Source organism: Saccharothrix sp. NRRL B-16314 (assembly GCF_000716595.1).
In the GTDB taxonomy this organism is placed as follows: domain Bacteria; phylum Actinomycetota; class Actinomycetes; order Mycobacteriales; family Pseudonocardiaceae; genus Actinosynnema.
Window position 1 is genome coordinate 46,264 of record NZ_JNXC01000023.1, and the last position, 22,659, is coordinate 68,922.

At 71.3% G+C, this 22,659-nt stretch carries 28 protein-coding genes and 1 riboswitch; of the genes, 11 read left to right on the forward strand and 17 right to left on the reverse strand.

Annotated elements, in window-relative coordinates; all coding sequences use genetic code 11:
• The first annotated feature begins 38 nt into the window (after window positions 1-38).
• Window positions 39-320 carry a hypothetical protein gene (locus OQ02_RS27935; protein WP_033441581.1) on the forward strand — a complete coding sequence of 94 codons (282 nt, stop codon included), beginning with the start codon at window positions 39-41 and terminating at the stop codon, window positions 318-320.
• A gap of 10 nt (window positions 321-330) precedes the next feature.
• On the opposite strand, the gene OQ02_RS27940 is transcribed toward OQ02_RS27935, so the two are convergent.
• Complete coding sequence (locus OQ02_RS27940) at window positions 331-1,536, reverse strand: MFS transporter (RefSeq protein WP_033441687.1); 1,206 nt, start codon at window positions 1,534-1,536, stop codon at window positions 331-333.
• 59 nt (window positions 1,537-1,595) lie between these two features.
• Between OQ02_RS27940 and OQ02_RS27945 the strand changes: the two genes are divergently transcribed.
• From OQ02_RS27945 to OQ02_RS27955, 3 genes are read left to right on the forward strand one after another with little or no spacing between them, the layout of a single operon-like run.
• A complete protein-coding gene (locus OQ02_RS27945; protein ID WP_033441582.1) occupies window positions 1,596-2,495 on the forward strand; it encodes an ArsR/SmtB family transcription factor in 900 nt (299 codons plus the stop codon).
• A gap of 3 nt (window positions 2,496-2,498) precedes the next feature.
• Entirely contained in the window at window positions 2,499-3,395 is an 897-nt protein-coding gene (locus tag OQ02_RS27950; protein ID WP_051772883.1) for a hypothetical protein, read from the forward strand.
• Between the two features lie 53 nt (window positions 3,396-3,448).
• Window positions 3,449-5,227, forward strand: a complete 1,779-nt coding sequence (locus OQ02_RS27955; RefSeq protein ID WP_033441583.1) for a substrate-binding domain-containing protein — start codon at window positions 3,449-3,451, stop codon at window positions 5,225-5,227.
• Between the two features lie 10 nt (window positions 5,228-5,237).
• Here the strand turns inward: OQ02_RS27955 and OQ02_RS27960 are convergent, their stop codons facing one another.
• From OQ02_RS27960 to OQ02_RS27975, 4 genes are read right to left on the reverse strand one after another with little or no spacing between them, the layout of a single operon-like run.
• The gene (locus OQ02_RS27960) at window positions 5,238-6,203 is read right to left on the reverse strand and encodes an NAD(P)-dependent alcohol dehydrogenase (protein ID WP_033441584.1); all 966 of its coding nucleotides are present in this window, start codon (window positions 6,201-6,203) and stop codon (window positions 5,238-5,240) included.
• A 2-nt stretch (window positions 6,204-6,205) separates the two neighbouring features.
• Window positions 6,206-6,481: a hypothetical protein gene (locus tag OQ02_RS27965; protein ID WP_033441585.1), complete on the reverse strand. Its 276-nt coding sequence runs from the start codon at window positions 6,479-6,481 to the stop codon at window positions 6,206-6,208.
• On the reverse strand, window positions 6,481-6,831 hold the full coding sequence (locus OQ02_RS27970; protein WP_033441586.1) for an ArsR/SmtB family transcription factor: 351 nt from the start codon (window positions 6,829-6,831) through the stop codon (window positions 6,481-6,483). The genes OQ02_RS27965 and OQ02_RS27970 overlap by 1 nt, the downstream gene beginning before the upstream one ends.
• A gap of 51 nt (window positions 6,832-6,882) precedes the next feature.
• Window positions 6,883-7,845 carry a helix-turn-helix transcriptional regulator gene (locus OQ02_RS27975; RefSeq protein WP_033441587.1) on the reverse strand — a complete coding sequence of 321 codons (963 nt, stop codon included), beginning with the start codon at window positions 7,843-7,845 and terminating at the stop codon, window positions 6,883-6,885.
• A 53-nt stretch (window positions 7,846-7,898) separates the two neighbouring features.
• Between OQ02_RS27975 and OQ02_RS41355 the strand changes: the two genes are divergently transcribed.
• The 3 genes from OQ02_RS41355 (at window position 7,899) to OQ02_RS27990 (ending at window position 9,672) form a co-directional block, all read left to right on the forward strand.
• A complete protein-coding gene (locus OQ02_RS41355; RefSeq protein ID WP_051772884.1) occupies window positions 7,899-8,300 on the forward strand; it encodes a DUF3224 domain-containing protein in 402 nt (133 codons plus the stop codon).
• Between the two features lie 43 nt (window positions 8,301-8,343).
• A complete protein-coding gene (locus OQ02_RS27985) occupies window positions 8,344-9,144 on the forward strand; it encodes a hypothetical protein (RefSeq protein WP_156077346.1) in 801 nt (266 codons plus the stop codon).
• Window positions 9,145-9,243: 99 nt separating this feature from the next.
• Window positions 9,244-9,672: a hypothetical protein gene (locus OQ02_RS27990; protein ID WP_156077347.1), complete on the forward strand. Its 429-nt coding sequence runs from the start codon at window positions 9,244-9,246 to the stop codon at window positions 9,670-9,672.
• Window positions 9,673-9,711: 39 nt separating this feature from the next.
• Here the strand turns inward: OQ02_RS27990 and gcvP are convergent, their stop codons facing one another.
• Window positions 9,712-12,600 (reverse strand): aminomethyl-transferring glycine dehydrogenase, encoded by a 2,889-nt coding sequence (gene gcvP / locus OQ02_RS27995; RefSeq protein WP_033441590.1) that lies wholly within the window; start codon window positions 12,598-12,600, stop codon window positions 9,712-9,714.
• 156 nt (window positions 12,601-12,756) lie between these two features.
• A riboswitch (glycine riboswitch) is annotated at window positions 12,757-12,847 on the reverse strand.
• A gap of 269 nt (window positions 12,848-13,116) precedes the next feature.
• Window positions 13,117-13,725, reverse strand: coding sequence for a MerR family transcriptional regulator (locus OQ02_RS28000; protein WP_269321647.1), 609 nt, complete (start codon window positions 13,723-13,725; stop codon window positions 13,117-13,119).
• A 625-nt stretch (window positions 13,726-14,350) separates the two neighbouring features.
• Between OQ02_RS28000 and OQ02_RS46780 the strand changes: the two genes are divergently transcribed.
• Window positions 14,351-14,515: a hypothetical protein gene (locus OQ02_RS46780; protein WP_156077348.1), complete on the forward strand. Its 165-nt coding sequence runs from the start codon at window positions 14,351-14,353 to the stop codon at window positions 14,513-14,515.
• A 135-nt stretch (window positions 14,516-14,650) separates the two neighbouring features.
• Here OQ02_RS46780 and OQ02_RS28005 read toward each other — a convergent pair whose 3' ends face one another.
• The 6 genes from OQ02_RS28005 to OQ02_RS28030 all read right to left on the reverse strand — a co-directional run bounded on the left by OQ02_RS28005 (window position 14,651) and on the right by OQ02_RS28030 (window position 17,822).
• A complete protein-coding gene (locus tag OQ02_RS28005; RefSeq protein ID WP_033441591.1) occupies window positions 14,651-15,124 on the reverse strand; it encodes a bifunctional nuclease family protein in 474 nt (157 codons plus the stop codon).
• Window positions 15,125-15,274: 150 nt separating this feature from the next.
• Window positions 15,275-15,949, reverse strand: coding sequence for a transcriptional regulator FtsR (gene ftsR / locus OQ02_RS28010; RefSeq protein ID WP_033441592.1), 675 nt, complete (start codon window positions 15,947-15,949; stop codon window positions 15,275-15,277).
• A 14-nt stretch (window positions 15,950-15,963) separates the two neighbouring features.
• Window positions 15,964-16,425, reverse strand: a complete 462-nt coding sequence (garA, locus tag OQ02_RS28015; protein WP_033427969.1) for a glycogen accumulation regulator GarA — start codon at window positions 16,423-16,425, stop codon at window positions 15,964-15,966.
• A gap of 113 nt (window positions 16,426-16,538) precedes the next feature.
• The gene (gcvH, locus tag OQ02_RS28020; RefSeq protein WP_033441691.1) at window positions 16,539-16,922 is read right to left on the reverse strand and encodes a glycine cleavage system protein GcvH; all 384 of its coding nucleotides are present in this window, start codon (window positions 16,920-16,922) and stop codon (window positions 16,539-16,541) included.
• Window positions 16,923-16,981: 59 nt separating this feature from the next.
• Window positions 16,982-17,569: a CDP-alcohol phosphatidyltransferase family protein gene (locus tag OQ02_RS28025; protein ID WP_033441593.1), complete on the reverse strand. Its 588-nt coding sequence runs from the start codon at window positions 17,567-17,569 to the stop codon at window positions 16,982-16,984.
• Between the two features lie 13 nt (window positions 17,570-17,582).
• Window positions 17,583-17,822 carry a hypothetical protein gene (locus OQ02_RS28030; protein WP_033441594.1) on the reverse strand — a complete coding sequence of 80 codons (240 nt, stop codon included), beginning with the start codon at window positions 17,820-17,822 and terminating at the stop codon, window positions 17,583-17,585.
• 442 nt (window positions 17,823-18,264) lie between these two features.
• On the opposite strand from OQ02_RS28030, the gene OQ02_RS28035 reads away from it, so the two are divergent.
• Window positions 18,265-18,681 (forward strand): STAS domain-containing protein, encoded by a 417-nt coding sequence (locus OQ02_RS28035; RefSeq protein ID WP_033441595.1) that lies wholly within the window; start codon window positions 18,265-18,267, stop codon window positions 18,679-18,681.
• Window positions 18,682-18,695: 14 nt separating this feature from the next.
• On the opposite strand, the gene OQ02_RS28040 is transcribed toward OQ02_RS28035, so the two are convergent.
• Window positions 18,696-19,451, reverse strand: a complete 756-nt coding sequence (locus OQ02_RS28040; protein WP_051772885.1) for an ATP-binding protein — start codon at window positions 19,449-19,451, stop codon at window positions 18,696-18,698.
• A gap of 124 nt (window positions 19,452-19,575) precedes the next feature.
• Here OQ02_RS28040 and OQ02_RS28045 point away from each other — a divergent pair, with 124 nt between their 5' ends.
• Window positions 19,576-20,007 carry an ATP-binding protein gene (locus tag OQ02_RS28045; protein WP_063747171.1) on the forward strand — a complete coding sequence of 144 codons (432 nt, stop codon included), beginning with the start codon at window positions 19,576-19,578 and terminating at the stop codon, window positions 20,005-20,007.
• The gene (locus tag OQ02_RS28050; RefSeq protein WP_033441597.1) at window positions 20,004-20,795 is read left to right on the forward strand and encodes a SigB/SigF/SigG family RNA polymerase sigma factor; all 792 of its coding nucleotides are present in this window, start codon (window positions 20,004-20,006) and stop codon (window positions 20,793-20,795) included. The genes OQ02_RS28045 and OQ02_RS28050 overlap by 4 nt, the downstream gene beginning before the upstream one ends.
• Window positions 20,796-21,060: 265 nt before the next feature.
• Here the strand turns inward: OQ02_RS28050 and OQ02_RS28055 are convergent, their stop codons facing one another.
• From OQ02_RS28055 to OQ02_RS28065, 3 genes are all read right to left on the reverse strand, one after another.
• Window positions 21,061-21,351, reverse strand: a complete 291-nt coding sequence (locus tag OQ02_RS28055; protein WP_033441598.1) for a WhiB family transcriptional regulator — start codon at window positions 21,349-21,351, stop codon at window positions 21,061-21,063.
• Window positions 21,352-21,438: 87 nt separating this feature from the next.
• Complete coding sequence (locus OQ02_RS28060; RefSeq protein WP_033441599.1) at window positions 21,439-21,633, reverse strand: hypothetical protein; 195 nt, start codon at window positions 21,631-21,633, stop codon at window positions 21,439-21,441.
• Window positions 21,630-22,652, reverse strand: coding sequence for a TIGR03557 family F420-dependent LLM class oxidoreductase (locus tag OQ02_RS28065; protein WP_063747167.1), 1,023 nt, complete (start codon window positions 22,650-22,652; stop codon window positions 21,630-21,632). The genes OQ02_RS28060 and OQ02_RS28065 overlap by 4 nt, the downstream gene beginning before the upstream one ends.
• Between the last annotated feature and the right edge of the window lie 7 nt (window positions 22,653-22,659).

The window sequence follows — 22,659 nt, forward strand, 5'->3', positions numbered from 1 at the left end:
GGGGGCACGGCCGGTCCCACCCGACTACGGTTGGTCACGTGGATCCGCGTGAGGATGACGAAGACGACTTCGAGCCGGAAGAGGACGAGGACGAGTTCGACGAGGACGGGTTCGACGACGACGACGTCGAGGACGAGGACGACCTGTTCGGCGTGACCTCCGAACCCCGCACCATCTGCCACCTGTGCGGCGGCGCGGGGTTCATCGCGAACCCGACGTCGGCCGTGATCGGCGGTGCGCCGCGAACGGTGGACAACGGCCGGGAGTGCCCGCACTGCAAGGGCGCCCGCAAGTTCCCCGGCCTGGTCCCGCCGCTCTGACCCCAGGCCATCAGCGCGCGGCGGCGGTCTGCTCCGCCTCGCGGAACGCCCGCGTCGACAGGCCGCGCCAGGTGACGGCCAGCGCGCCGACCTGGATCAGCGTCGCCATCACCCACACCGCCCGCAGGCCGAAACCGGCCGCGACGAAACCACCGGCCAGCGCGCCGAACGGCGTCAGGCCCCAGGCCAGCGCGCGGTGGCCGGTCAGGACCCGGCCCAGCAGGGCGGGCGGGGTGAAGCGCTGCCGGCTGGACTGCGAGCAGACGTTCCACACCATCACGATCGCCGACATCACGAACCACACCACGCCGATCGACCACGCCCACGGCGGCAGCACGGCGATGAGCACCTGCCCCGCGACCATGCCGACCTGGGCGAGCCGCATCGACCACGCGTAGCCGATCCGGTCCACGATCCGGCCCACCACGAAGGACGACGCCACCCAGCCGGCCGCGCCGCACGCCAGCATCACGCCGTAGCCGACCGACCCGAGGCCCAGCACCTCCTTGACGTACAGCACGAACATCGACATCGACGCGCTCGCCGCGAACGACCCGAGCGCCACCGCGACCGTGATCGACAGCAGCAGCCGCGTGGCGATCAGGAACTTCAGCCCGTCGGCGATGTCGCGCAGCGGGTGCTTCACCGACGGCGTGACCGGCGCCGAGCGCAGCCCCGGCACCAGCGCGACCGCGACCACCGCCGCCGCGCACGCGACCCACGCCGGCGTGCCGAGGCCGTACGCGACCAGGAAGCCGGCCGCCGGCGGCACCACGAACTGCACCACGCCGCGGTCGATCACGATCAGCCTGGTGTTGGCCCTGGACAGCCGCTCCGGCTCCACCACCTCGGGCACCAGCGTGCCGGTCGCGCCGTCACCGAGCACCTGAGCCGACGTCACCACGAACGCCACGACCACCAGCAGCGGCAGGCTCAGCGCGTCCGTCACCCCCGCCACGGCGAGCGCCAGCGCAGCGCACCCCTGCACCGCGTAGGCCGACGCGAGCACCGTGCTGCGCCGCACCCGGTCGATCAGCACACCCGCGAACAGCGAGAACAACAGCCATGGCGACTGACCCACCACGTTCACCAGCGACAGCTGACGCGGGTCCGAGGTGATCGTCGCCGCGATCCACGGCAACACCGCCAACATCAGGCCTTCGGCCACCGAACCGGACACCGCGACGGCCTGCAGCCGCACCCACCCCCTGGACATGGTCGACACCTTGTCAACAGCCACTGGCGATCGACGACGTTTTAGCGTGGAGTGAACCCATGGCTCTCCGCTTCGCCGTCTCACCGCTCTGGGAGACGATCGCCGGCTTGCGCGTGCTCGCCTCACCCACGCTGTCCCCGGTGCACCAGCGGTGGATCGCGTGGGCCGAGAAGCGGCTCGGCGAGCTGGGTCCGGACCCGTCGCTGCTGCACCTGCTCGCGACCCGGCCGGTGGTGCCGGAGTTCCTGATCCCGACGCCGGGCAAGCGGTCCGTCGGCGTCGAGGTGGAGATCGACGCGCTCGCGGTCGCCACGCCGGAGCGGATCGCGGCGGCCGTGGACGACCCGGGGCTGCGAGCCGACCCGACGACCGCGATCGCCGCCATGCAGGAACGGCTGCACGCGGTGCACGACGCGATCATCGCGCCGGTCTGGCCACGGCTGGAGGGTGTGCTCCAAGGCGACGTGGAACGGCGCGGACGGCGGCTGGTCGAGCTGGGTGGACCGACCGTGCTGGCCGAACTCCACCCGGAGGTGTCGTACCGCAACCCCGAGCTGACGGTCGCGGATCGGACCGTCCTCATCGGCGAACGCGACCTGGTGCTGGTGCCGTCCGCGTTCACCTGGCCGCACGCCTACCTGCGGGACAGTCCGGTGCGGCTGGGGCTCTGCTACCCGGCGCACGGCTTCGGCTCGTTGTGGGAGCGGTCGGACGCGCCCACGCACGACGCGCTCGCCCGGCTGGTCGGCGGCACCCGTGCGCGGCTGCTGTGCGAGCTGGAACGGCCGAGCACCGTGACGGAGCTGGCGACCCGGCTCGGCGTGACGGTCGGCTCGGTGTCGCAACACCTGGGTGTGCTTCGCGCGGCGGGCCTGGCGGTCAGCCGCCGTGAGGGGCGTGAAGTGGTGTCGCTGCGCACCGGGCTCGGGTTGGCGCTGGTCCGGGGGGAAGTACTCTGAGGAATCGTGGGGGTCGTCCTGTCCGAAGCCGAGTGGACCGCGCGCCGTGACGCGCACGCGGACCGGGTGCGGCAGTGGACCGGCCCGCACCACGAGCGCAAGGCCGCCGGCCTCAAGCACCCGGTGCTGGACTTCCTCTTCTCGTACTACTCGCACCGCCCGTCCCGGTTGGAACGCTGGCACCCCGGCCCCGGCGTGGTGCTCGAAGGCGACGCCGCACGCGCCTACCTCAAGTGGCCCGTCTACCGGCGCACCGACGACGGCGTGGCGCTGGACGTCGAGGCGTTCGCCCGGGAACGGGGTAACACGATCGGGTTCGCAGGTCGGCTGCTGACCGCGACGGCCGGTCGCGCGCCCCGGCTCGGCTGCTTCGGCCTGCACGAGTGGGCGATGGTGTACCGGCAGGAGCCGGAGCAGGTGCGGCACAACGCGTGGCCGCTGCGGCTGGGCGGCGCGGGCACCGACGAGGTGGTGGAGTCGCAGCGGGTGCAGTGCGGTCACTTCGACGCGTTCCGCTTCTTCACGCCGCAGGCGAGGCCGCGCAACGCGCTCCAGCCGACCCGGGAGACGCAGGTCGGGCTGGAGCAGCCGGGCTGCCTGCACGCCAACATGGACCTCTTCAAATGGGCGTACAAGCTCGACCCGGCCACGCCGTCGGAGCTGGTGGCGGACTGCTTCGAGCTGGCGTTGCGGATTCGCGAACTGGACATGCGGGCGAGCCCGTACGACCTGTCCGCGCTGGGCTACCGTCCGGTGCCGATCGAAACGGTCGACGGCCGGGCCGAGTACGTGCGGCGGCAGAGCGCGTTCGCCGAGGAAGCCGCGCCGCTGAGGGCCCGGTTGATCGGCCTGACGCAGGTGTTGTCGCACTTCACCCGATCTGCAGACGCCACCTGTTAGCGTGGCGCCGGTCGGGATCCGCCAGCCGTAGTCGGACGCTGAGAGGGAAGACGATGTCTCGACACCGCGCGCTGCGGACGAAGGTGCGGCGCGGCATCGCGAAGTGGCCGGTCGCCATCGTCGGCCTGGTCGCCCTGCTGGTGCTCGGCTGGCTCGGGTGGAGCTGGGTCGGTGGCATCGTGGAGCGCCGTGCCGCGGCACAGGCGGGCGACTGCGACGAGGGCCAGGCGCTGCTCAGGGTCGCGTCGACGCCGAGCATCGCCGAGGCGGTCAAGCAGGTCGCCGAGGCGTGGAGCAGGCAGCGGCCCGTCGTCTACGACCACTGCATCCAGATCGAGGTGCAGTCGGTCGACTCCGAGGTCGTGCTGGCCGGCCTCACCCAGGGCTGGGACGAGGGCGCGCTCGGCGCGCGACCGCACGCGTGGGTCACCGACTCGATGCTGTGGGCGAACCGGCTCGGCGCGCAGGACGCGAGCCTGCTCGGCGCGGCGCCCGAGTCCATCGCGACGAGCCCCGTGGTGCTCGCGATGCACCAGGAACCGGCGCAGGCGGTGCAGTCCGGCGCCGGGTTCCGCTGGACCGAGCTGCCGGACCTGGCCGGCACGGCGGACGGCTGGGGCAAATTCGGCAAGCCCGAGTGGGGCGCGTTCACGGTCGCCATGCCGGACCCGGCGACGAACGCGGCCACCGCGATGGCCGTGCAGTCGGCGTTGGCGGGCGCGAGCCCCGAGGCCAAGGGCCCGGTCACCACCGAGATGCTGGCGCTCGACCCGGTGAAGACCACGATGGCGAGGCTGACGGCCGCCAAGCCGGGGCAGACGCCCGCCGGCACGGTGGAGGCGTTGACGCTGCTGGCCGCCGACCCGGCGGTGAACGCGGCCGGGTTCAGCGCGGTCCCCGTGTTCGAGGTGGATCTGTACCGGCACAACACCGGCAAGGACGGCGGTACGCCCGCACAGCCCCTGTACGGGGTGGCGACGGGCGGGCCGACGCCGACCGCGGACTTCCCGTTCGTGCCGTTGGCGGGCGACTGGGTCGGCGAGGCCCAGGTGCGCGCGGCGCAGGCGTTCCGGGAGTTCTTGCAGGGCGACGACCAGCAGAAGACGCTGGCCGCCGCCGGCCTGCGGGTCGAGGCCACCACCGAGCGGCCCAAGCCGTCGCCCGGCGTCCGGTGGGCCGCGGTGACGGACATGCTCGCGCCCGCGGACGCCAACACCACCCAGCAGATCTCGGCGGCGTGGGCGACCGCGGACGACGGCCAGGTGGTCACCGTGCTGGTGGACACGTCGAAGTCGATGGAGGAACCCGGCGGCGACGGTCGCAGCCGGATGGAGTGGGTGAAGCAGGCGCTGTCCGGTCAGGTCAACCGGTCGGTGTCCGGGTCGCTCGGGCTGTGGGAGTTCTCCATGCAGCTCGAAGGCGACAAGCCTTACCGGCAGCTGGTGGCCACCGGTCCGGTCGCCGGGCAGCGGCAGGCGCTGCTGGACGGCGTGGGGAAGCTGGAGCCGCGCAGCGCGACCCAGCTGTACACCAGCGTGCTCGCGCTGTACGAGCGGATGCTGGCGGACTACCAGGACGGCAAGCGGAACCGGATCGTGGTGCTCACCGACGGGGTGAACGACGGCGGGCTGACGTTCGAGGAGCTGACGTCGCGGCTCGCGTCGGCGAAGCAGCCGGGCAAGGACATCGTGATCAGCGTCATCGCGATCGGGCCGGACCCGGAACGGGAGCCGCTGACCGAACTGGCCCGCTCCACCGGCGGCACGCTGTCGGTGGTCGAGGACGGTCGAGGCGTGGACGCCGCCCTCGCCCAGCTCCTCTCCGCCGCCTGACCCGCACCGGCTACACCGTCACGACGACCTTGCCGCGCGCGTGGCCTTCCGCGACGTGCGCGAGCGCTTCGGCGGCGTCGCCCCTCGGGTAGGTGCGGCCGACCACCGGCGTGAGCTGCCCGGCGTCGACCAGTCCGGCGAGCGCGACCAGGTTCTCCAGGCGCGCTTGGGCGATGAAGGGCTTCACGCGGTGCCGCACGAACAGCGAGAGCAGCATCGCCTGGAGCACCCGCTTCGCGCCGCCGAGCCACCGGCCGCGCCCACCGCTGTTGGGCACGAGCGTGCCGCGCGGCGTGAGGACCTTCCGGAGCGCGGACAGCGAGTGGTTGCCCACGTTGTCCAGGACGAGGTCGTACCGCTCGTCGCCGCGGGTGAAGTCCGACCGGGAGTAGTCGATCACGTGGTCCGCGCCGAGGGACCGGACCAGCTCGACGTTGCCCGGTCCGCACACCCCGGTCACCTCCGCGCCGAACGCCTTCGCGATCTGCACGGCGAACGTCCCGATCCCGCCGGAAGCACCGTTGACCAGGATCTTCTGCCCCGCTCCGACCTGGCCGTGGTCGCGCAAGGCCTGCAACGCGGTGTACCCGGCCAGCGGCACGGCGGCGGCCTGCTCGAACGTGAGGCCGTCCGGTTTGCGCAGCAGCGCGCCTTCCTTGGCGGTCGCGTACTCGGCCAGCGAGCCCTCGCACCAGCCGAACACGTCGTCACCGGGCGCGAACCCGGTCACGTTGCGGCCGACCGCCTCGACCCTGCCGGCCACGTCCGTGCCGCGGATCTTCGCCTTCGGCCTTCTCAGCCCGTAACCCGCCATCCGCAGCACGTAGGGGGTGCCGGTCATGATGTACCAGTCGGCGATGTTGAGACCCGCCGCGTGCACCTTGACCAGCACTTCGTCGTCGCCGACCAGCGGCCGGTCGACGTCGCGGAACTCCATCACGTCGGTGCCGTACTCGTCCTGCTCGATCGCTTTCATGGTCACTCCACCGTTCTGAGGATGTGCTCGACGGACGCGGTGCGGGTGCGCAGGTCGGCCAGGTCCGCCGCGGTGCGCTGCTGCACGTCGAGGGTGTTCTCGGCCAGCTGCTCGTAGCGCCGGACGAGCTGGCGCAGCCCTTCGGCCTGCTCGGCGCCGATCTTCGCCTTGCGGGTCTCCAGGAAGCTGTTGAGCAGGAACATCACGAAGACCAGGACCAGGAACAGGACGCCGACCGTGAGGATCGCGCCGGGCCAGGTCGTCTCGCTGAAATCCATCACGAACGCTCCTCGCGGGCCGGACCGCGGTGCGGGTCCGGCGTGGTCAGGGTCGGGACCGCCGCGGCCAGCGCCGCCGGGGTCAGGGTGAAGTCGAAGTCCGCGACCTCGAAGTACTTCATGGCCTTGCCGTCGTCGGACAGCTCCAGGCTGCCGACGACCAGACCGGCCGCTTCCAGCCGTTGCAGGTGCATGTGGAGCAGCGGCCGGCTGACGCCGATCACGCGGGCGAGGTTGCTCACGTAGTCCCGTCCGCCCGCCAGCGTGGCGACGATGCGCAGCCTCAGGGGGTTGGACAACGCGGCCAGCACCTCGACCAGCTCGTCGCCGGTCGGCCGGGTGCCCGTCATGTCGCTCCTTCACGTGTAAGAATTCTCTTACACGTGTCAGGCTAGCACGGTTTACCGGTCGTAGACGGCGGCCATGGCGGCGATCCGGGCGACGACGCGTTCCCGCAGCTCCGGCGGGTCCAGCACCTCGACGTCGGGGCCGAGCCGGAGCAGGTCCACCAGGGCGTGGTCCAGCGACTCGACCGGCACCCGCACGGTCGTCCACTCGCCCCGCGGTTCGACGTCCGCCAGTTCCCGGGCGGCGACGAGGCTCAGCAGGACGCGGGCGGCCTTGAGCCCGTCCGGTGTGAGCCGGACCGTCACGCGCATCGGGTACATGCGCTCCTCGAACCGCTCCGACCAGCCCTGCCAGTACTCGGCGAGGTCGAACCCGTCGGGGCGGTCGAACGGCTCGTCCGACGGGGTCAGCTCCAGCACGCGTGACACGCGGTACGTGCGCAGGTCGTCGTCCGATCGCGCGACGAGGTACCAGGTGCCCGCCTTGAGCACGAGCCCCAGCGGCTCGACCGTCCGCTCCACCTCCACCTGCGCCCACCGGACGTACCGGATGCGGAGTCGGCGTTGCTGCCACACGGCCTCCGCGATGGTGGCGACGTGCGGCGTGCCCTCGTTGCCGCGGAACCAGCCGGGCGCGTCCAGGTGGAACCTCTCCCCCACCCGCGCGGCACGCGACCGCAGCTCCGGCGGCAGCGCGGCGAGCACCTTGAGCTGGGTCGCCGCCACCACCGCGCCCAGGCCGAGTTCGGCGGCCGGTCCGGGCAGCCCGGCCAGGAACAGCGAGTCGGCCTCGGCGGCGGTCAGGCCGGTGAGCCGGGTCCGGTAGCCGTCGACCAGCTGGTAGCCGCCCGCCGGGCCGCGGTCGGCGTACACGGGGACGCCGGAGGCGCTGAGCGCGTCGACGTCCCGGTAGACGGTGCGGATCGAGACTTCCAGCTCGTCCGCCAACTCCCGAGCCGTCATCCGACCGCGTGACTGGAGCAGGAGAAGCAGGGACAACAAGCGGCTCGCGCGCATACCGCCATCCTTCCTGACAACACCTGTCAGGTATGCCCGGCACGATTCCCGGCATGACGACAGTGATCGCGAACGCGGAAATGAAGAGCTGGGACGAGAACACCTGGGACGGGAAGCGGTACGACGAGGTGAGCGGCCCGAAGCAGACGGCGGGCGGCATGACCGTCGCGTACAGCGGCGGCCTGGAGGCGACCGGCGACATGCGGTTCGTCATGGCGTATCCGGACGACAAGTCGTGCGTGTCGACCGGGTACGAGGTCGTGACGGGCGTCCTCGACGGCCGCCGGGGCAGCTTCGTCCTGCACCACGTCGGCGGCTTCCGTGACGGCGTAGCGGACGCCACCGTCACCATCGTCTCCGCCACCGACGCCCTGACCGGCCTCACCGGCAGCGGGCGGATCACGTGGGCACAGGGCGAACCGGGGCGGTTGGAGCTGGACTACGACATCACCTGATCGAGGCGTCGATTCGACGCCTCAGTGCGGTACCGTGAAGGCCATGAGAGCACCAGTCGAGTGGCCGATAGCGAGCCGGGAGGCGCTGGTCCGGGCCTTCCAGCCAGGGGGCGACGAGACGAGCGAAGCCCCGTACCGCACGCTGCGCAGGAACCACTGCGCGACCGAGGGCCTGTCCGTGCGCCTCCGTGGTGGCGGCCGGCTACAGGGCCAGGTGCGGTTCTTCAGCAGGCTCAACGTCCGGGCCGCGGAGTGCGCCAGGCTCGGCCGCTTCGAGCAGGCGGCGGAGTTGGCGGACGCGGCGCGAGAGCTGGAGACCGGCGAGATCTTCCAGCGCCTGGCCGACCACTTCGCGGAGTTGCCCAGGGACGCGGTGACCGCGACGGTGGCCGGTGAGCTGCTGCCGGAATTGAACGTCAACCTGGTCCGCGCGGCGGCTGAGGCAACCAGGGCGGCGGAGCCGCCACGGACCGAGGCGTACCACTCACCGGTCGAGCAGGCGCTGGCGCAGATGCTGATCCACCACGGGCACGTGTCCGAGCTACACCTGCACACCGCTCGGGTCAGACTCCGCGGGGACAACAGCGAAATCCTCCTGCCCCGGCCGCTGCTCCACGGTGTGCACCGCGACTACCTCGGCGGTCCGGTGGTCGTCAGGACAGAGCTGTCGCGGAACCGGGCGATGGTCGAGGTGGTGCCGGGCATCGACCTCGACCCCGCGCCCTACTCACCCGTCGACCGGACGGATCGGCGGACCGTCGCGATCACCGAGGAGGACGCCGACCGTCTTTCCGGCACCGCTGCGCCGCTGTTCGTCCCGGTCCCGGTGGTCATCCACGAATGAGAGCGCAGGAGTGGCACGTCCGGTCGGCGTACGCGGAGGACGCGGGCTTGGTTCAGGAATTTCGGTGGTGAGGCCTGGCAACAGGAAGTGGAGCGATTCGTGTGCCATGACTCGCTCAGCTGGGGGCTCGACCCCCACGCGGTCGCTGCCGATCCGCGCGTCCCGCTGCTCACCGCGCCGTCCGACGAGTTGATCGGGGTCGCGGCACACGAGCACGCTGCGCTCGTCGCCGCCGACGGTCGGCGGATCGAGGCGGCGAAGCTTTACGTCATCGCGTTCAGCCTGTCGTGGCAGGGCAGACGCTTCGAGTCCGGAACACGCGCGTCCGACGTGCTGATGTCGGCTGCCCTGACCGACATCAGTGCGCGGAGGCCACCGCGTGACGCCCGGGTCTACGCGGTGGTGCACGAGAAGAATTTGTGCAGCCTGGCTGTGCTGCGACGCTTCGGCCTCACCGAGGAGATGAGCAGACCGGCCGAGTCCTACCGCAGGGTCATCAGCCCGGCTTTGTCATCAGTCCGGCCCTGACTGCGAGGCGTGGGCTCGCAGCCAGGGCCGAACGACTGATCAGCCGCCGTACGCGGAGATCGGGGGGCAGGAGCAGACCAGGTTGCGGTCGCCCTTGGCACCGTCGATGCGGCGCACCGGCGGCCACACCTTGGGCGCCGAAACGCCCGCCGGGAACACCGCCACCTCACGGCTGTACGGGTGGTCCCACTCGGCGGTGATCGAAGCGGCGGTGTGGGGGGCGTTGCGGAGCGGGTTGTCGTCCGCCGACCACTCGCCCGAGCCGACGCGGTCGATCTCGTGCCGGATCGCGATCATCGCGTCGACGAACCGGTCGATCTCGGCCAGGTCCTCGCTCTCCGTCGGCTCCACCATCAGGGTGCCCGCCACCGGGAACGACATGGTCGGCGCGTGCAGCCCGTAGTCCGCCAGCCGCTTCGCCACGTCGTCCACCGTCACACCGGTCGCCTTGGTGATCGGCCGCAGGTCGAGGATGCACTCGTGGGCCACGAAACCGCCCTCGCCGGTGTAGAGCACCGGGAAGTGCTCGTCCAACCTCCGTGCCACGTAGTTCGCCGCCGCCACGGCGGTCAGCGTGGCCCGGCGCAGGCCGTCCGCGCCCATCATCCGCACGTACGCCCACGAGATCGGCAGGATCGACGCCGAACCCCACGGCGCGGCGCTGATCGGGCCGACGCCCGTCGCCGGGCCCGCGGTCGGCTGCAGCGGGTGGTTCGGCAGGAACGGCGCGAGGTGCGACCGCACGCCGATCGGGCCGACGCCCGGACCGCCGCCGCCGTGCGGGATGCAGAACGTCTTGTGCAGGTTCAGGTGCGACACGTCCGACCCGAACTTGCCGTACTGCGCCAACCCGATCAGGGCGTTGAGGTTCGCGCCGTCCACGTACACCTGGCCACCGGCGTCGTGCACCAGCCCGCACACCTCGCGCACGGTGTCCTCGTACACGCCGTGCGTCGACGGGTAGGTGATCATGATGGCGGCCAGGTCGTCCCGGTGCGCCTCGGCCGTCGCGCGCAGGTGCTCGATGTCCACGTTGCCGTGCTCGTCGCACTTGACGACCACGACCCGCATCCCGGCCATCACGGCGGACGCGGCGTTGGTGCCGTGCGCGCTGGACGGGATCAGGCACACGTCGCGGTGCGCGTCACCGTTGTCCCGGTGGTAGGCGCGGATCGCCAGCAGGCCCGCGAACTCGCCCTGGCTGCCCGCGTTGGGCTGCAACGACACCGCGTCGTAGCCCGTGATCTCGGCCATCCACCGTTCCAGGTCGTGGACGATGGTCAGCAGCCCCTCGGCGTCCGACGCGGGCGCGAACGGGTGCAGGTCGGCGAACTCCGGCCAGGTGATGGGCTCCATCTCGGCCGTGGCGTTGAGCTTCATCGTGCACGAGCCCAGCGGGATCATGCTGCGGTCGAGCGCCACGTCCTTGTCCGACAACGCGCGCATGTAGCGCAGCAGCGCCGTCTCGGAGCGGTGCGCGTGGAACACGGGGTGGGTCAGGTAGTCGCTGGTGCGGCGCAGGTCGGCGGGGATGCCGTCGGCGGTGTCGGCGTCCAGGCCGTCCACGTCGGCGACGGTCGCGCCGAACGCCTGCCACACCAGTTCGAGGTGGGCGCGGGTGGTGGTCTCGTCGCACGCGATCGAGACGACGTCCGCGTCCACCTGCCACAGGTTCACGCCCCGCTCGCGCGCGGCGGCGACGACGTCGGCCGCGCGGCCCTCGACGCGCGCCTGCACGGTGTCGAAGAACTCGCCGTGCACCACCTCGACGCCCGCCTCGCACAGGCCGGACGCCAGCACGGTCGCCATCCGGTGCGCGCGGGTCGCGATCGCCCGCAGCCCTTCCGGGCCGTGGTACACCGCGTACATGGAGGCGATCACCGCGAGCAGGACCTGCGCGGTGCAGATGTTGCTGGTCGCCTTCTCCCGGCGGATGTGCTGCTCACGGGTCTGGAGCGCGAGGCGGTAGGCGAGCGAGCCGTCCGCGTCGACGGACACGCCGACGAGGCGACCCGGCAGCTGCCGTTCCAGGCCCTGGCGCACGGCCATGTAACCGGCGTGGGGGCCACCGAACCCGATCGGCACGCCGAACCGCTGGGTCGTGCCCACGACGACGTCCGCACCGATCTCGCCGGGCGGGCGCAGCAGCGTCAACGACAGCAGGTCGGCGACGACGACGGCCTGCGCACCCGCCTTGTGGATCTCCTCGATCACCCCCGCGTGGTCGCGGACCACGCCGGACGCGCCCGGGTACGACAGCAGCACGCCGAAGTAGTCGCCGCCGAGGCCGAGCCCTTCCAGGCCCTGCGACAGGTCGGCGGTGACGATCTCGATGCCCAGCGGCTCGGCGCGGGTCTCGATGACGGCGAGGGTCTGCGGGAGCGTGTCGACGTCCACCACGAACTTGGCCGACTTCGACCGGCCGGCGCGGCGGACCAGCGTCATGGCCTCGGCGGCGGCGGTGGACTCGTCCAGCATCGAGGCGTTGGCCAGCGGCAGGCCGGTCAGGTCGCCGACCATGGTCTGGAAGTTGAGCAGCGCTTCGAGCCGCCCCTGCGAGATCTCCGGCTGGTAGGGCGTGTAGGCGGTGTACCAGGCCGGGTTCTCCAGCACGTTGCGGCGGATCACCGGCGGGGTGGTGGTGCCGTAGTAGCCGAGGCCGATCATCTGGGTCATCGGCCGGTTGCGGGCGGCGAGGGCGCGCAGTTCGGCCAGCGCCTCCGTCTCGGTGGCAGGTGACGGCAGGTCCAGCACGAGGTCGCGTTCACGGATCGACGACGGCACGGCGCGCTGCGCCAGTTCCTCCAGCGAGCCGACGCCGACGACGTCGAGGATGCGGGCCAGCTCCACCGGCCTCGGGCCCACGTGCCGGTCGGCGAAGGGCGTGCCGTGCTCCAGAGCGGCCAGGGGAATGCGGTCCTGCGTCATGTGATGCGCCTCCAGGGTGGGCTACGGACACACTTCTGCCGTGCCCTCCCCCTCTGTCTCTGCCCGATGTGCGGGCGCCTGAGAGCTTCACCCTCGCGGGCTTGCACCGTCGGCGGGGTCATGGCCGGTGAGGCCTGACCCGCTTTCCAGAGGCGTCTCACCCGCGCGGTCCTTGCGCCTGAGAGGTTCCGGGGAGGATTTGCTCCTTCGGCGCCGAGACTGGCTCGGACTCTCCCGCGCGGGTTGAAGCGACTACGCGCGAAACGATACCTCGCGGTCGCGTCCGTGGTATCGCCGCGCGACGGGGATCTCAACCGGTGTTCGCCGGGGTTGCCGGCCGGAGCCGCCGATGGGGCCGGTCCCAGCCGAGGCCGGTGGTACCGCCGCCCGACGGATCTCGCCTGAGGTCGGGCGGGATTGCCTCCGGAGGTCGATCCCGGCTCGCCCTGTCTCCACCTGCCCGGTCCTGACTGAGTCGATCCCGACTTGGTCGGTCCCGGCTCGCTCAGTCCCAGCTCACTCGGTTCCGGCTCTCTCAGTCCTGGGCTCGCTCAGTCCCGACCAGCTTGTGCTCTGCCGGCTTGGGCTCTGCCGGCTTGGGCTCTGCCGGCTTGGGCTCAGCCGGCTTGGGCTCAGCCGGCTTGGGCTCAGCCGGCTTGGGCTCAGCCGGCTTGGGCTCAGCCGGCTTGGGCTCAGCCGGAACACGCCCTGGCCGCCTTGGAGCAGGTCCACCACCTCCTCCGGCGAGGTGCACTCGTAGACGGTGGTGCCGTCGCTGAACAGCGTGATCCGGGCCAGGTCCTGCACGCCGCGTCGGCGCAGGTGGTCGACCGCGACCCGGATGTTCTGCAACGAGACACCGGTGTCCAGGAGTCTCTTGACCACTTTGAGGACCAGGATGTCCTTGAACGAGTAGAGCCGTTGACTCCCCGAGCCGTGGGCACTCCTTATCGTCGGGTTGACCAGCCCCGTGCGTGCCCAGTAGTCCAGCTGGCGGTAGGTGATTCCCGCGATCTGGCACGCGGCGGGGCCGCGGTACCCGACGAGTTCGTCCGGCAGCGAGGAGTCCGGGAACAGCTCGCCCTGTTCACCGGATCCGGCCCGGATGGGCGCTTCCTCGACCACGCCTGCCTCCCCTCGGTCCGGTCACGACGACCGGCGACCAACGTGAAGCCGCCGCGGTGCTGAAATCACACCGTGGCAATTCACCTGAGTTCGACGGTAAGACCGCCTAGGGGGCAGGTCAACGCGACGCGCTGGGCGTGTCTGACCTCAACCTCAGGTTGAGGTTGAGGGAGCCGCCCGGTGTAACCCATTCGGATGACGTTTAGTGATCGTTTAGCCGATGATCGCTGACGTTGTGTAACCCGGTCGGACTCCACCAACGGGTGGCACTTAACCTCGGCCCGCAACGCACCGCACACGCAGTTGTCCACAGGCCCGCGCCGGCGACGCGGATTTGTCGGACCCGCCTGGAAAGATCGAAAACAGGGATCCCCTGGGCGGGTACCCCTGCGGAAGTGTGTGCGGGTGACGGTTGGGTGGCCGCTACGCGGCTGGGCGACGAGAACGCGCGTGCGGGCAGCCGGGTGGGTGGGTGACCCGGACGTTCCGTCGGTACCGGGATCAGTCGACACACCGGCATCTCGCGGCACACCGGGATCGGTCGGCGAGCTTGGCGCGGTGGGCGCGGCGGGAGGGCTGGCGCGGTGGGGCTGGCCCGAGTGGAGCCGGCGCTGGGCTGGCCCGAGTGGGGCTGGCCCGAGCGGGGCTGGCCCGAGCGGGGCTGGCGCGGGCGGAGCTGGCGCGGGCGGAGCTGGCCCGAGTGGAGCTGGCGCGGGCGGGGCTGGCGCGGGCGGAGCCGGCGCGGGTTAGTCCGAGTGGGGCTGGCGCGGGCGGAGCCGGCGCGGGTTAGTCCGAGTGGGGCTGGCGCGGGCGGAGCCGGCGCGGGTTAGTCCGAGTGAGGGTGTGGCCCTGCCGCCGGCGGGCCTGGCGCGTGTGAGAGTGGCGGGGACGGCCCTGAGGTCCTGCGACCTCGGCTGCGTGTCGGCTACGTGTCGGCGCCGCGGAAGTCTTCGGGGGAGATGGAGTCGAGGAACTCGCGGAACTTCTCGACCTCGTCCTCCTGCTCGTCCGGGATGATCAGGCCGGCCTCGGCCAGCACGGACTCCTCGGCGTGGATCGGCACGCCGATCCGCAGCGCGAGCGCCACCGAGTCGCTGGGCCGCGCGGACACCCGGATGTCGCCGTCGAACACCAGCTCGGCGAAGTACGTGCCTTCCTGGAGGTCGGTGATCCGGACCTGCTCCAGCTGCCGGCCGAGGGCACCGATGACGTCCTTGAGCAGGTCGTGCGTCAACGGCCGCGCGGGCCGGACGCCTTGCTGCTCCAACGCGATCGCCGTGGCCTCGACCGATCCGATCCAGATCGGCAGGTACCGCTCGCCCTCGGTTTCGCGCAGCAGCAGGATCGGCTGGTTGGCGGGCAGTTCCACCCGCACGCCGACGACGCGCATTTCGCTCATCGGGTCTCGCCTCCCTCAGCGCGCTGAAATTCTGGCGTCCCCGTTCCCACGAGGATCCCCCACGTACTCTTTCGACGCTACCCGCCAAGCGGGCCTCGTGCGCAACCGTCCACGGGCTCCGGATCACGATGCGGACACGCGTCCACCCGGTCAAACGCGCTTACCCGGCACGTCCCGCAAGTCGACTTTCACCAGCAGTGTGTGCAGGGTCACCGACAGTGCCGCGAGCTCGCGCACGACCTCTTCGACCCTCGCCCGGTCACGCTGCCGGTGCACCGTCGCGAGCACCTGTTCGACCAGTCCGATCTCCCGGTCGGCGGCGGCTCGGAAGGGGCGCAGCTGGCGCGCTTCCACCCCGTGCTCCACCATCGCCCGCACGGTCGACGCGATCTGCACCGCCTCGTGGTCGTAGAACCCGCCCGCACCTGCCCTGATCAGGCCGTGCTGCTCCAGGTCCGCCAGCACACCGGGCTCGATGCCCGCCCGCGCCAGCAGGTCGTCACGGGTCACGCGGTGCCCGGCCGCCGGTGCCGGGTCCACCGCGCGCAACACCTTCGCGGCACCCTGGTCGGCCGCCTCCAGCTGCTCCTTGATGACCTTCAGCGGCAGGTACCGGTCCCGCTGCGCGGCCAGGATGAACCGCAGGCGCTCGACGTCCGCCGAGCTGAACTGGCGGTACCCCGAGGCCGTGCGCGCCGGGCGGACCAACCCCTCCGACTCCAGGAACCGGATCTTGGAGATGGTGACGTCGGGGAAGTCCGACCGGAGCTGCGCCAACACCGCCCCGATGCTCGACCCCCCGCGTGACCGCCCGGCCGCCGTCACCGGAGCCCCATCGCTCAGGCCCCCTGGCCCCCGGCGCCCGGACCGGTCAGGAACACCAGGCGGAACTTGCCGATCTGCACCTCGTCGCCGTTCGCCAGCACCGCCTGGTCGACGGGCTCGCGGTTGACGTAGGTGCCGTTGAGGCTGCCCACGTCGATCACCACGAACTCGCCGCCCTCGCGGCGGAACTCGGCGTGGCGGCGGGAGACCGTCACGTCGTCGAGGAAGATGTCGCTGTCGGGGTGCCTACCCGCGCTGGTCGTGTCGCGGTCCAGCAGGAACCTCGACCCCGCGTTGGGGCCGCGCTTGACCACGAGCAGGGCCGACCCAGCGGGCAGCGCGTCGACGCCGGCGACGGCCGGCTCCTGGGCGGGCGCCTCGGCGCCCTCTACCTCGGCGAGGAAGTCGGCCCGGAAAACGGAGGTCCGCTCCGGGGACTGCTCTGGCGGAACGCCTGGCCCGTCGTTCGTGCTCACCTGAGCTCTCCTCCTGCTGCTGGAAGCGTCGAGACCGCTAGAACCTATCGTGCCCGAACCCTTGTCTGAGGAGCGGCTCCCCCACCGACCGAAGAGCCGCCGGAAGATCGACGTCACTCCGATGCCGCCAGCTCCTGGTACGCGGCGGCGTCGAGCAGGTCGTCGACCGCGGTCGGGTCCTCCAGCCGCAGCTCCACCATCCACCCCTCGCCGTACGGGTCGGAGTTGACCAGGTCGGGCTGCTGGTCCAACGAGTCGTTCCGGGCGACGACCTCACCGGCGAGCGGCGCGTAGATGTCCGAGACGCTCTTGGTGGACTCGACCTCTCCCAGCGTCTGGCCGGCGCCGACCTGCTCGCCGAGCTCCGGGAGCTGGACGAACACGACGTCGCCGAGTTGCTCCTGGGCGTAGTCGGTGATGCCCACGCGCACGGTGTCCTCACCGGTGCGCAGCACCCACTCATGTTCCTCGGTGTACTTGAGCTCCTCGGGAATCACCGCGGTGTGCTCCTTCAATGACGGTGGATCTTCGCTGCCGGATCTTCCCACGTCGCCGTTCAGACGGGCGCGACCCCCGGCCGTCCGCGCAGCGCGTGGCCGAATTGGTAGAGGTACAGCACCCCCGACCAGAGGTAGAGGGCGCAGCCCCAGACCATGAACGCGTAGGCCACCGGCCGGGCGATCTGGGCGGCGGTGGAGGTGCCCTGGGCGAGCAGCAGGATCGGGAACGCGTACAGCAGGTTGAACGTGGCGGCCTTGCCGAGGTAGTTGACCTCGAACGGCCCGTAGCCGCGGACGCGGAGCACGGGCAGGCACGCCCCGACCACCAGCTCGCGGCCGACCAGCACTGCCGCCACCCACCACGGCACGATGTCGCGCACGACGAACGCGACGAGGGTGGCGAGGATGTAGAGCCGGTCGGCCGCCGGGTCGAGCAGGGCGCCGAGCCTGCTGGTCTGGTCGAGCCAGCGGGCGATCTTGCCGTCGAGCCAGTCGGAGAGGCCCGCCGCGACCAGCACGACGAGCGCCCAGCCGTCCGCGTGCGGTCCCAGCAGCAGGTACAGGAACAGCGGCACGCCGAGCAAACGCAGCACGCTGAGCGCGTTGGGGATGGTCAGCAGCCGGTCGGCTGGATCGTGCGACACGGACGAACTGTAGTCACTGGACGCGCGTGCGGCTCCAGCCGCGGCGTTGCAGTTCGTCACCGCTGAGCGCTTGCGGACGACCGCGGTCGTCGACGCCGACCCAGCGGGCCCGGAAACCTTCGAGCACGTAGGCGTGGCCTTGGCTCCACACCACGCTGCACGGGGCTGTGGGCAGCGATCCCGTCCCGTTGGTGCCGGGACGCGCTGCCTTGCGCTTCGCGGGCTCGGACTCGGTTTCCGTTCTGGTGCTCATGTGCAATCCCTCCATCAGGGTTGTCGCTCACGGCTCTCGTGGCGTTATCCCCGACACGGAATTCTGCGCGACTGTGGCCGACACCACGTCACTTCCGGGCCCAGCCGCGCCGGGAGGCGGGTTTCGTCGCTGAGTTGTGCGGATCCCGAAGTGCGCCTTCCTTCGAGGTGTAACCGCCTACGCCCGGATCAAACCGTTCACCGTACGTGGCCCGCCGCACACCGAAAGGCGCACTACACTGGTACAGGTCATGCGCCGCCCCTCCGCTTGTGGTGTCGCTACGGGCTCCGTACGGTGGGTGACGCAGCGGTTGAGCCAACAGCCGCGCCGGGAAGTCCGGCTAGCGGGCACGTTTCCGCCACGCTGCTTTCAAGCGCTGCGCACCTCGTCGCGCGACCGGGCTTCCCACCCAGCGGTTACTGAAGGTGAAGAGGAGAGCCTCGTGACGGTTCAGGATCCGGACGTCGTGGCGACGAGCGGAGCCGAGTCCGCCGCCACCGGCCTGCGGGCCGGGCAGATCCGGCTCACCGTTCGCACGGTGTCCGAAGGGGTCACCGTGGTCGCGGTGAGCGGTGAGGTCGACATGCTCACCGCCCCGCAGCTGCGCGCGGACGTGCTGCCCCACATCGAAGAGGGCAGCACCCTGGTGCTCGACCTGTCCGGTGTGAGCTTCCTCGGCTCGGCCGGCCTGGCGGTGCTGGTGGAGGCGTCCCAGCACGCCCAGCGCCGCGGCGCGACGTTCCGCGTCGTCGCCGTCGAGCGCGCGGTGACCCGCCCGCTGGCGGCCACCGGTCTGGGTGAGGTGTTCAGCGTGTTCGAGTCGGTCGACCGCGCGTTGGAGGCCGAAGAGCCGCGTTGAGACCACGCACCGCTCTAGCCGTGCGGAACGAGGTCCACGACCTGGTCCACGCCCGCCGCGACGAGTGCGCGGCGGGCGTGGCCGTCTTCGGGTGCTCGTACGACCACGCGGTTGCCCGCTGCCGCGGCGGCGTCGGCGACGGCCCTCAGGCTGCGGATGAGGCCTTCGTTGCGCTCTCCGAGGGCGCCCAGGTCCACCACGACGGGCACGGTGCCACCGCGTGCCGCGGTCAGGATGCGGCGGCGGACGGCGGGCGCGGCGTGCGCCGGCACGTCCCCGAGCACGACCACCTCCACCCACCCGTCGCGTGCGGCGACCTGCACGGGTTCCGGCGGCGTGGACGGCGGCAGGAACGTGCCGCGCGATCTCTGCCCGGGCGTGAGGACGAGGGTGACGGTGGTGCCGCTCGGCTGCCGGTCGACCATCACCTCGTCGACGTTCTCGTGCATCAGCAGCAGGCCCCGGCCGCGGGCGGACAGGGTCGGCGGTGGCACGCGCCAGCAGCCGTTGTCGGCGACGACGACGCGGATGCCGCCGTCGGGCCGGGCGTCGGCGTGGATGTGCACGTTGCCGGTCGAGTCGGAGGCGTAGGCGTGCTCGACGGCGTTGCTCGCCGCCTCGTTCACCGCGATGAGCAGGTCGTAGCGGTCGTCCTCGGAGAGACCCTCGGCGGCCAGCCAGGAATCGAGTCGGGCACGGACCGCCGCGAGTTCCCCTGGCCGTGCCGGGAACTCCACTCCCCAGTGGTGGTCCGCGAGTTGATCGGTCAAAAGGCCTCCTGTCGCATCAGTCAGTCTTCCCGGCCCGCGCGTCGCTTACACGTGTGAGCGACGATCAGTTCGGGTACCGATAGCTTCAGCAGCACAACGAGACAGAACGGACGACGAGGTGAGCGTGTCGCACACTGAGCCGCGCAGCGGTGAGTCGGAGAACGCCCTGGCCGGGGTCGAGTTGCGGATGGCGGCGGATCCCACGCAGCTGTCCATCGTCCGGGCCGTGGCCGCCGACATCGCCATGCGGCAGGATTTCGACCTGGACTCCATCGAGGACTTGAAGCTGGCGGTGGACGAGGCGTGCTCGACCCTCATCTCGCTGGCCGCGACGGACGCCGTGCTCAGCGCGCGGTTCATCGTGGTCGACGGCGCGGTGCAGGTGTTCACCGAGGTGGGTTCGGAACGGTCGGCACCGCCCGACCGGGACAGTTTCGGCTGGCGGGTGCTGAGCGCGCTGGTCGACTCGGTCACGACGTGGGTCGCGCCGCGGGCCGACGGGTTCGAGGTGCACATCGACCTGGTCAAGCGGTCACTGGGGACGGTGGATGCGTGACGGGGTCCGACGGGGGCACGACACGGTCCGGCACCCAGGGGGACTACGACCACCTGGCGCCGCTGTTCGTCCGGCTCGCCGCGACCGCGAAGGAAGATCCTGCGCGGGAGCGGCTGCGCGACGAGCTGGTGACCGAGCACCTGCCCGTGGCCAAGCACATCGCGCGGCGGTTCGGGCACCGCGGTGAGCCGTACGACGACCTGGTGCAGGTCGCCACGGTCGGCCTGATCAACGCGGTGGACCGGTTCGACCCGGAGCGGGGCAGCGACTTCCTGTCGTTCGCGGTGCCCACGATCATGGGCGAGGTCCGCAAGTACTTCCGGGACTCCAGCTGGTCGGTGCGGATGCCGCGGCGGCTCAAGGAGCTGCACCTGGCGATCAACGCGGGTTCGGCGCGGCTGTCCCAGGAGCTGGGCCGGGCGCCGACGCCGAGCGAGCTGGCGCAGCACCTCGGGCTGAGCCGGGAGGAGATCCACGAGGGGCTGGCGGCGGGCAACGCCTACCACAGCGCGTCGCTGGACGACCTGCTGGTGGCGGACGACAGCTCGATCTCGCTGGGCAGCACGCTGGGCGAGGAGGACCCCGAGCTGGAGGCGATCGAGCAGCGGGAGGCGTTGCACCCGTTGCTGGAGAAGCTGCCGGAGCGGGAGCGGAAGATCGTGGTGATGCGGTTCTTCGGGAACATGACGCAGACGCAGATCGCGCAGAAGGTCGGGATCTCGCAGATGCACGTGTCGCGGTTGCTGGCGAAGACGCTGCGGCAGTTGCGCGAGGGTCTGACCGAGTAGGACGCCAGACGGGGTGGGACGCGGGGTGGGACTCCGCCGGACGGGACGGTGCCGGGGAGGTCTGCTACCGGACACCCCCGGACACTCGAGGCCGCCTGACTTCCGGGTCAGGCGGCCTCGGCGTGTTCGGGGGCCAGTGGTGTTCGATGGCCAGTACGGCGGTCGGTCCGGCCTGGGCATGGTCGGGGGTCGGGTGACGAGGCGGCCGGACGGGGTCGGGCAGTGCGGGACCGGGCAGCCCGACGGGGTCGGGCCGCCGGACGGGTCAGGCAGCGGAACGGCGACGGCTCGCGATGATGCGGCGGCGCTCGTCCTCTCCCATGCCGCCCCAGACGCCGTACGGCTCCTGGACCGCCAACGCGTGCTCGCGGCACGGGTCGACGACCGGGCAGCGGGCGCAGAGCTGCTTGGCCTTCTCCTCCCGGGCGGCGCGGGCCGAGCCGCGCTCGTTGTCCGGGTGGAAGAACACCGCACTGTCACGGCCTCGGCACAAACCCTCCTTCTGCCAGTCCCAGACATCGGTCACGGGCTTGGGCAAACGCGCGGTGCTGGTCATCGGGTGAACCCCCTAGCGGTGTCACATGTCCTTGATCACGGCGTACCCGCTGGTCCGGGGAAGGCAAACGTGGTGCGCCTCATCGGATTACTCCGGTTCTTCCTGCGCGAGCCGTTCGTCGAGGGTTTCGCCCTCGCGCAGCTCACGCTGCGTGGTGCCGTGGCGGTCGGCGCCGCTCCAGTGCTCGGGCGGTTCGATGCCCTGCTCCAGCGGGTCGACGTCGAGTTCGTCCTCGTCCAGCTGCTCGGTCTCGTCCAGCGGACGTTCGTTCGGGTCGCTCATCGCGCACCTCCGTGTGATCGGCTCGCGGGTGTCCGGGCGGCGGGTGTCTTGGCGGCGGAATTCCGGGTAGCCAGCTCGGGCGCCACGGCGTCGGCCCAGAACGCGAAGAACCGCTCCTGGTCCGGGCCTATCTGCTGCACGTAGACCTCGTCGTAGCCGGCGTCGGCGTACTCGCGGACCGCGTCCACGTACGGCCGCGGGTCCGGGCCGACGGGCAGCGCGGACGCCACGGCCTCCTCGGTGACCAGCGTCGAGGCCTGCTCGAAGTGCCGCGGTGTCGGCAGCACCTGCGCCAGTTCACCGGGCAGGTGTTCGTTGGCCCACAACCGGTGCGCGGTCTTCACACCGGCCTCGGCGGACTCCGCGTGGCACACCTTGAACCCGGCCTGCGTCGGCTTGCCCTCGCCTCCGGCGGACCGGAACTTCGAGATCAGCGACGGGTCCGGCATGGTCGAGCAGAAGCCGTCGCCGATCCGGCCGGCCAGGTCCGCCGCCTTCAGCCCGAACGCCGACACGTACACCGGGACCGGTGACGGTGGCAGCGTGTAGAGCCGGGCGTTCTCGACCGTGTAGTGCCGGCCGCGGTGGCTGACCTCCTCGCCCGTCCACAGCGCCCGCATGACCTCGACGGCCTCTTCCAGCATCTCCAGCCGCTCGGGCGCGGACGGCCACCGGTCGCCGAGGATGTGCTCGTTCAGCGCCTCGCCGGTGCCCACCCCGAGGGTGAACCCGCCGCGGCACTGGAGGGCGGCCGTCGCCGCGGCCTGCGCCACCACGGCCGGGTGAATCCGGACCGTCGGGCAGGTGACGGCCGTGGTCACGGGCAGTGAGGTGACCTCGGACAACGCGCCGATGACCGACCAGACGAACGGGCTGTTGCCCTGCTCGTCGTTCCACGGGTGGTAGTGGTCGGAGATCCACAGCCGCTCGAAACCGGCCTGTTCCGCCCACCGCGCCTGCTGCACCAGCTCGCGCGGACCGAACTCCTCGCTGGAGAGGAAGTAACCCATCGAGACCATGGCCGAC

Bases quoted from the DNA above. Each gene is read 5' to 3' on its own strand.
- OQ02_RS27940 (WP_033441687.1), bottom strand. From the start codon at position 1,536: ATGTCCAGGGGGTGGGTGCGGCTGCAGGCCGTCGCGGTGTCCGGTTCG.
- OQ02_RS41355 (WP_051772884.1), top strand. From the start codon at position 7,899: ATGACGACAGTGATCGCGAACGCGGAAATGAAGAGCTGGGACGAGAAC.
- OQ02_RS27985 (WP_156077346.1), top strand. From the start codon at position 8,344: ATGAGAGCACCAGTCGAGTGGCCGATAGCGAGCCGGGAGGCGCTGGTC.
- gcvP (WP_033441590.1), bottom strand. From the start codon at position 12,600: ATGACGCAGGACCGCATTCCCCTGGCCGCTCTGGAGCACGGCACGCCC.
- OQ02_RS28005 (WP_033441591.1), bottom strand. From the start codon at position 15,124: ATGAGCGAAATGCGCGTCGTCGGCGTGCGGGTGGAACTGCCCGCCAAC.
- OQ02_RS27960 (WP_033441584.1), bottom strand. From the start codon at position 6,203: ATGAAAGCGATCGAGCAGGACGAGTACGGCACCGACGTGATGGAGTTC.
- OQ02_RS28030 (WP_033441594.1), bottom strand. From the start codon at position 17,822: ATGAGCACCAGAACGGAAACCGAGTCCGAGCCCGCGAAGCGCAAGGCA.
- OQ02_RS28065 (WP_063747167.1), bottom strand. From the start codon at position 22,652: ATGGTCTCGATGGGTTACTTCCTCTCCAGCGAGGAGTTCGGTCCGCGC.
- OQ02_RS27975 (WP_033441587.1), bottom strand. From the start codon at position 7,845: ATGCGCGCGAGCCGCTTGTTGTCCCTGCTTCTCCTGCTCCAGTCACGC.
- OQ02_RS28060 (WP_033441599.1), bottom strand. From the start codon at position 21,633: ATGAGCGACCCGAACGAACGTCCGCTGGACGAGACCGAGCAGCTGGAC.
- OQ02_RS27945 (WP_033441582.1), top strand. From the start codon at position 1,596: ATGGCTCTCCGCTTCGCCGTCTCACCGCTCTGGGAGACGATCGCCGGC.
- OQ02_RS28055 (WP_033441598.1), bottom strand. From the start codon at position 21,351: ATGACCAGCACCGCGCGTTTGCCCAAGCCCGTGACCGATGTCTGGGAC.
- OQ02_RS27965 (WP_033441585.1), bottom strand. From the start codon at position 6,481: ATGGATTTCAGCGAGACGACCTGGCCCGGCGCGATCCTCACGGTCGGC.
- OQ02_RS27955 (WP_033441583.1), top strand. From the start codon at position 3,449: ATGTCTCGACACCGCGCGCTGCGGACGAAGGTGCGGCGCGGCATCGCG.
- OQ02_RS27970 (WP_033441586.1), bottom strand. From the start codon at position 6,831: ATGACGGGCACCCGGCCGACCGGCGACGAGCTGGTCGAGGTGCTGGCC.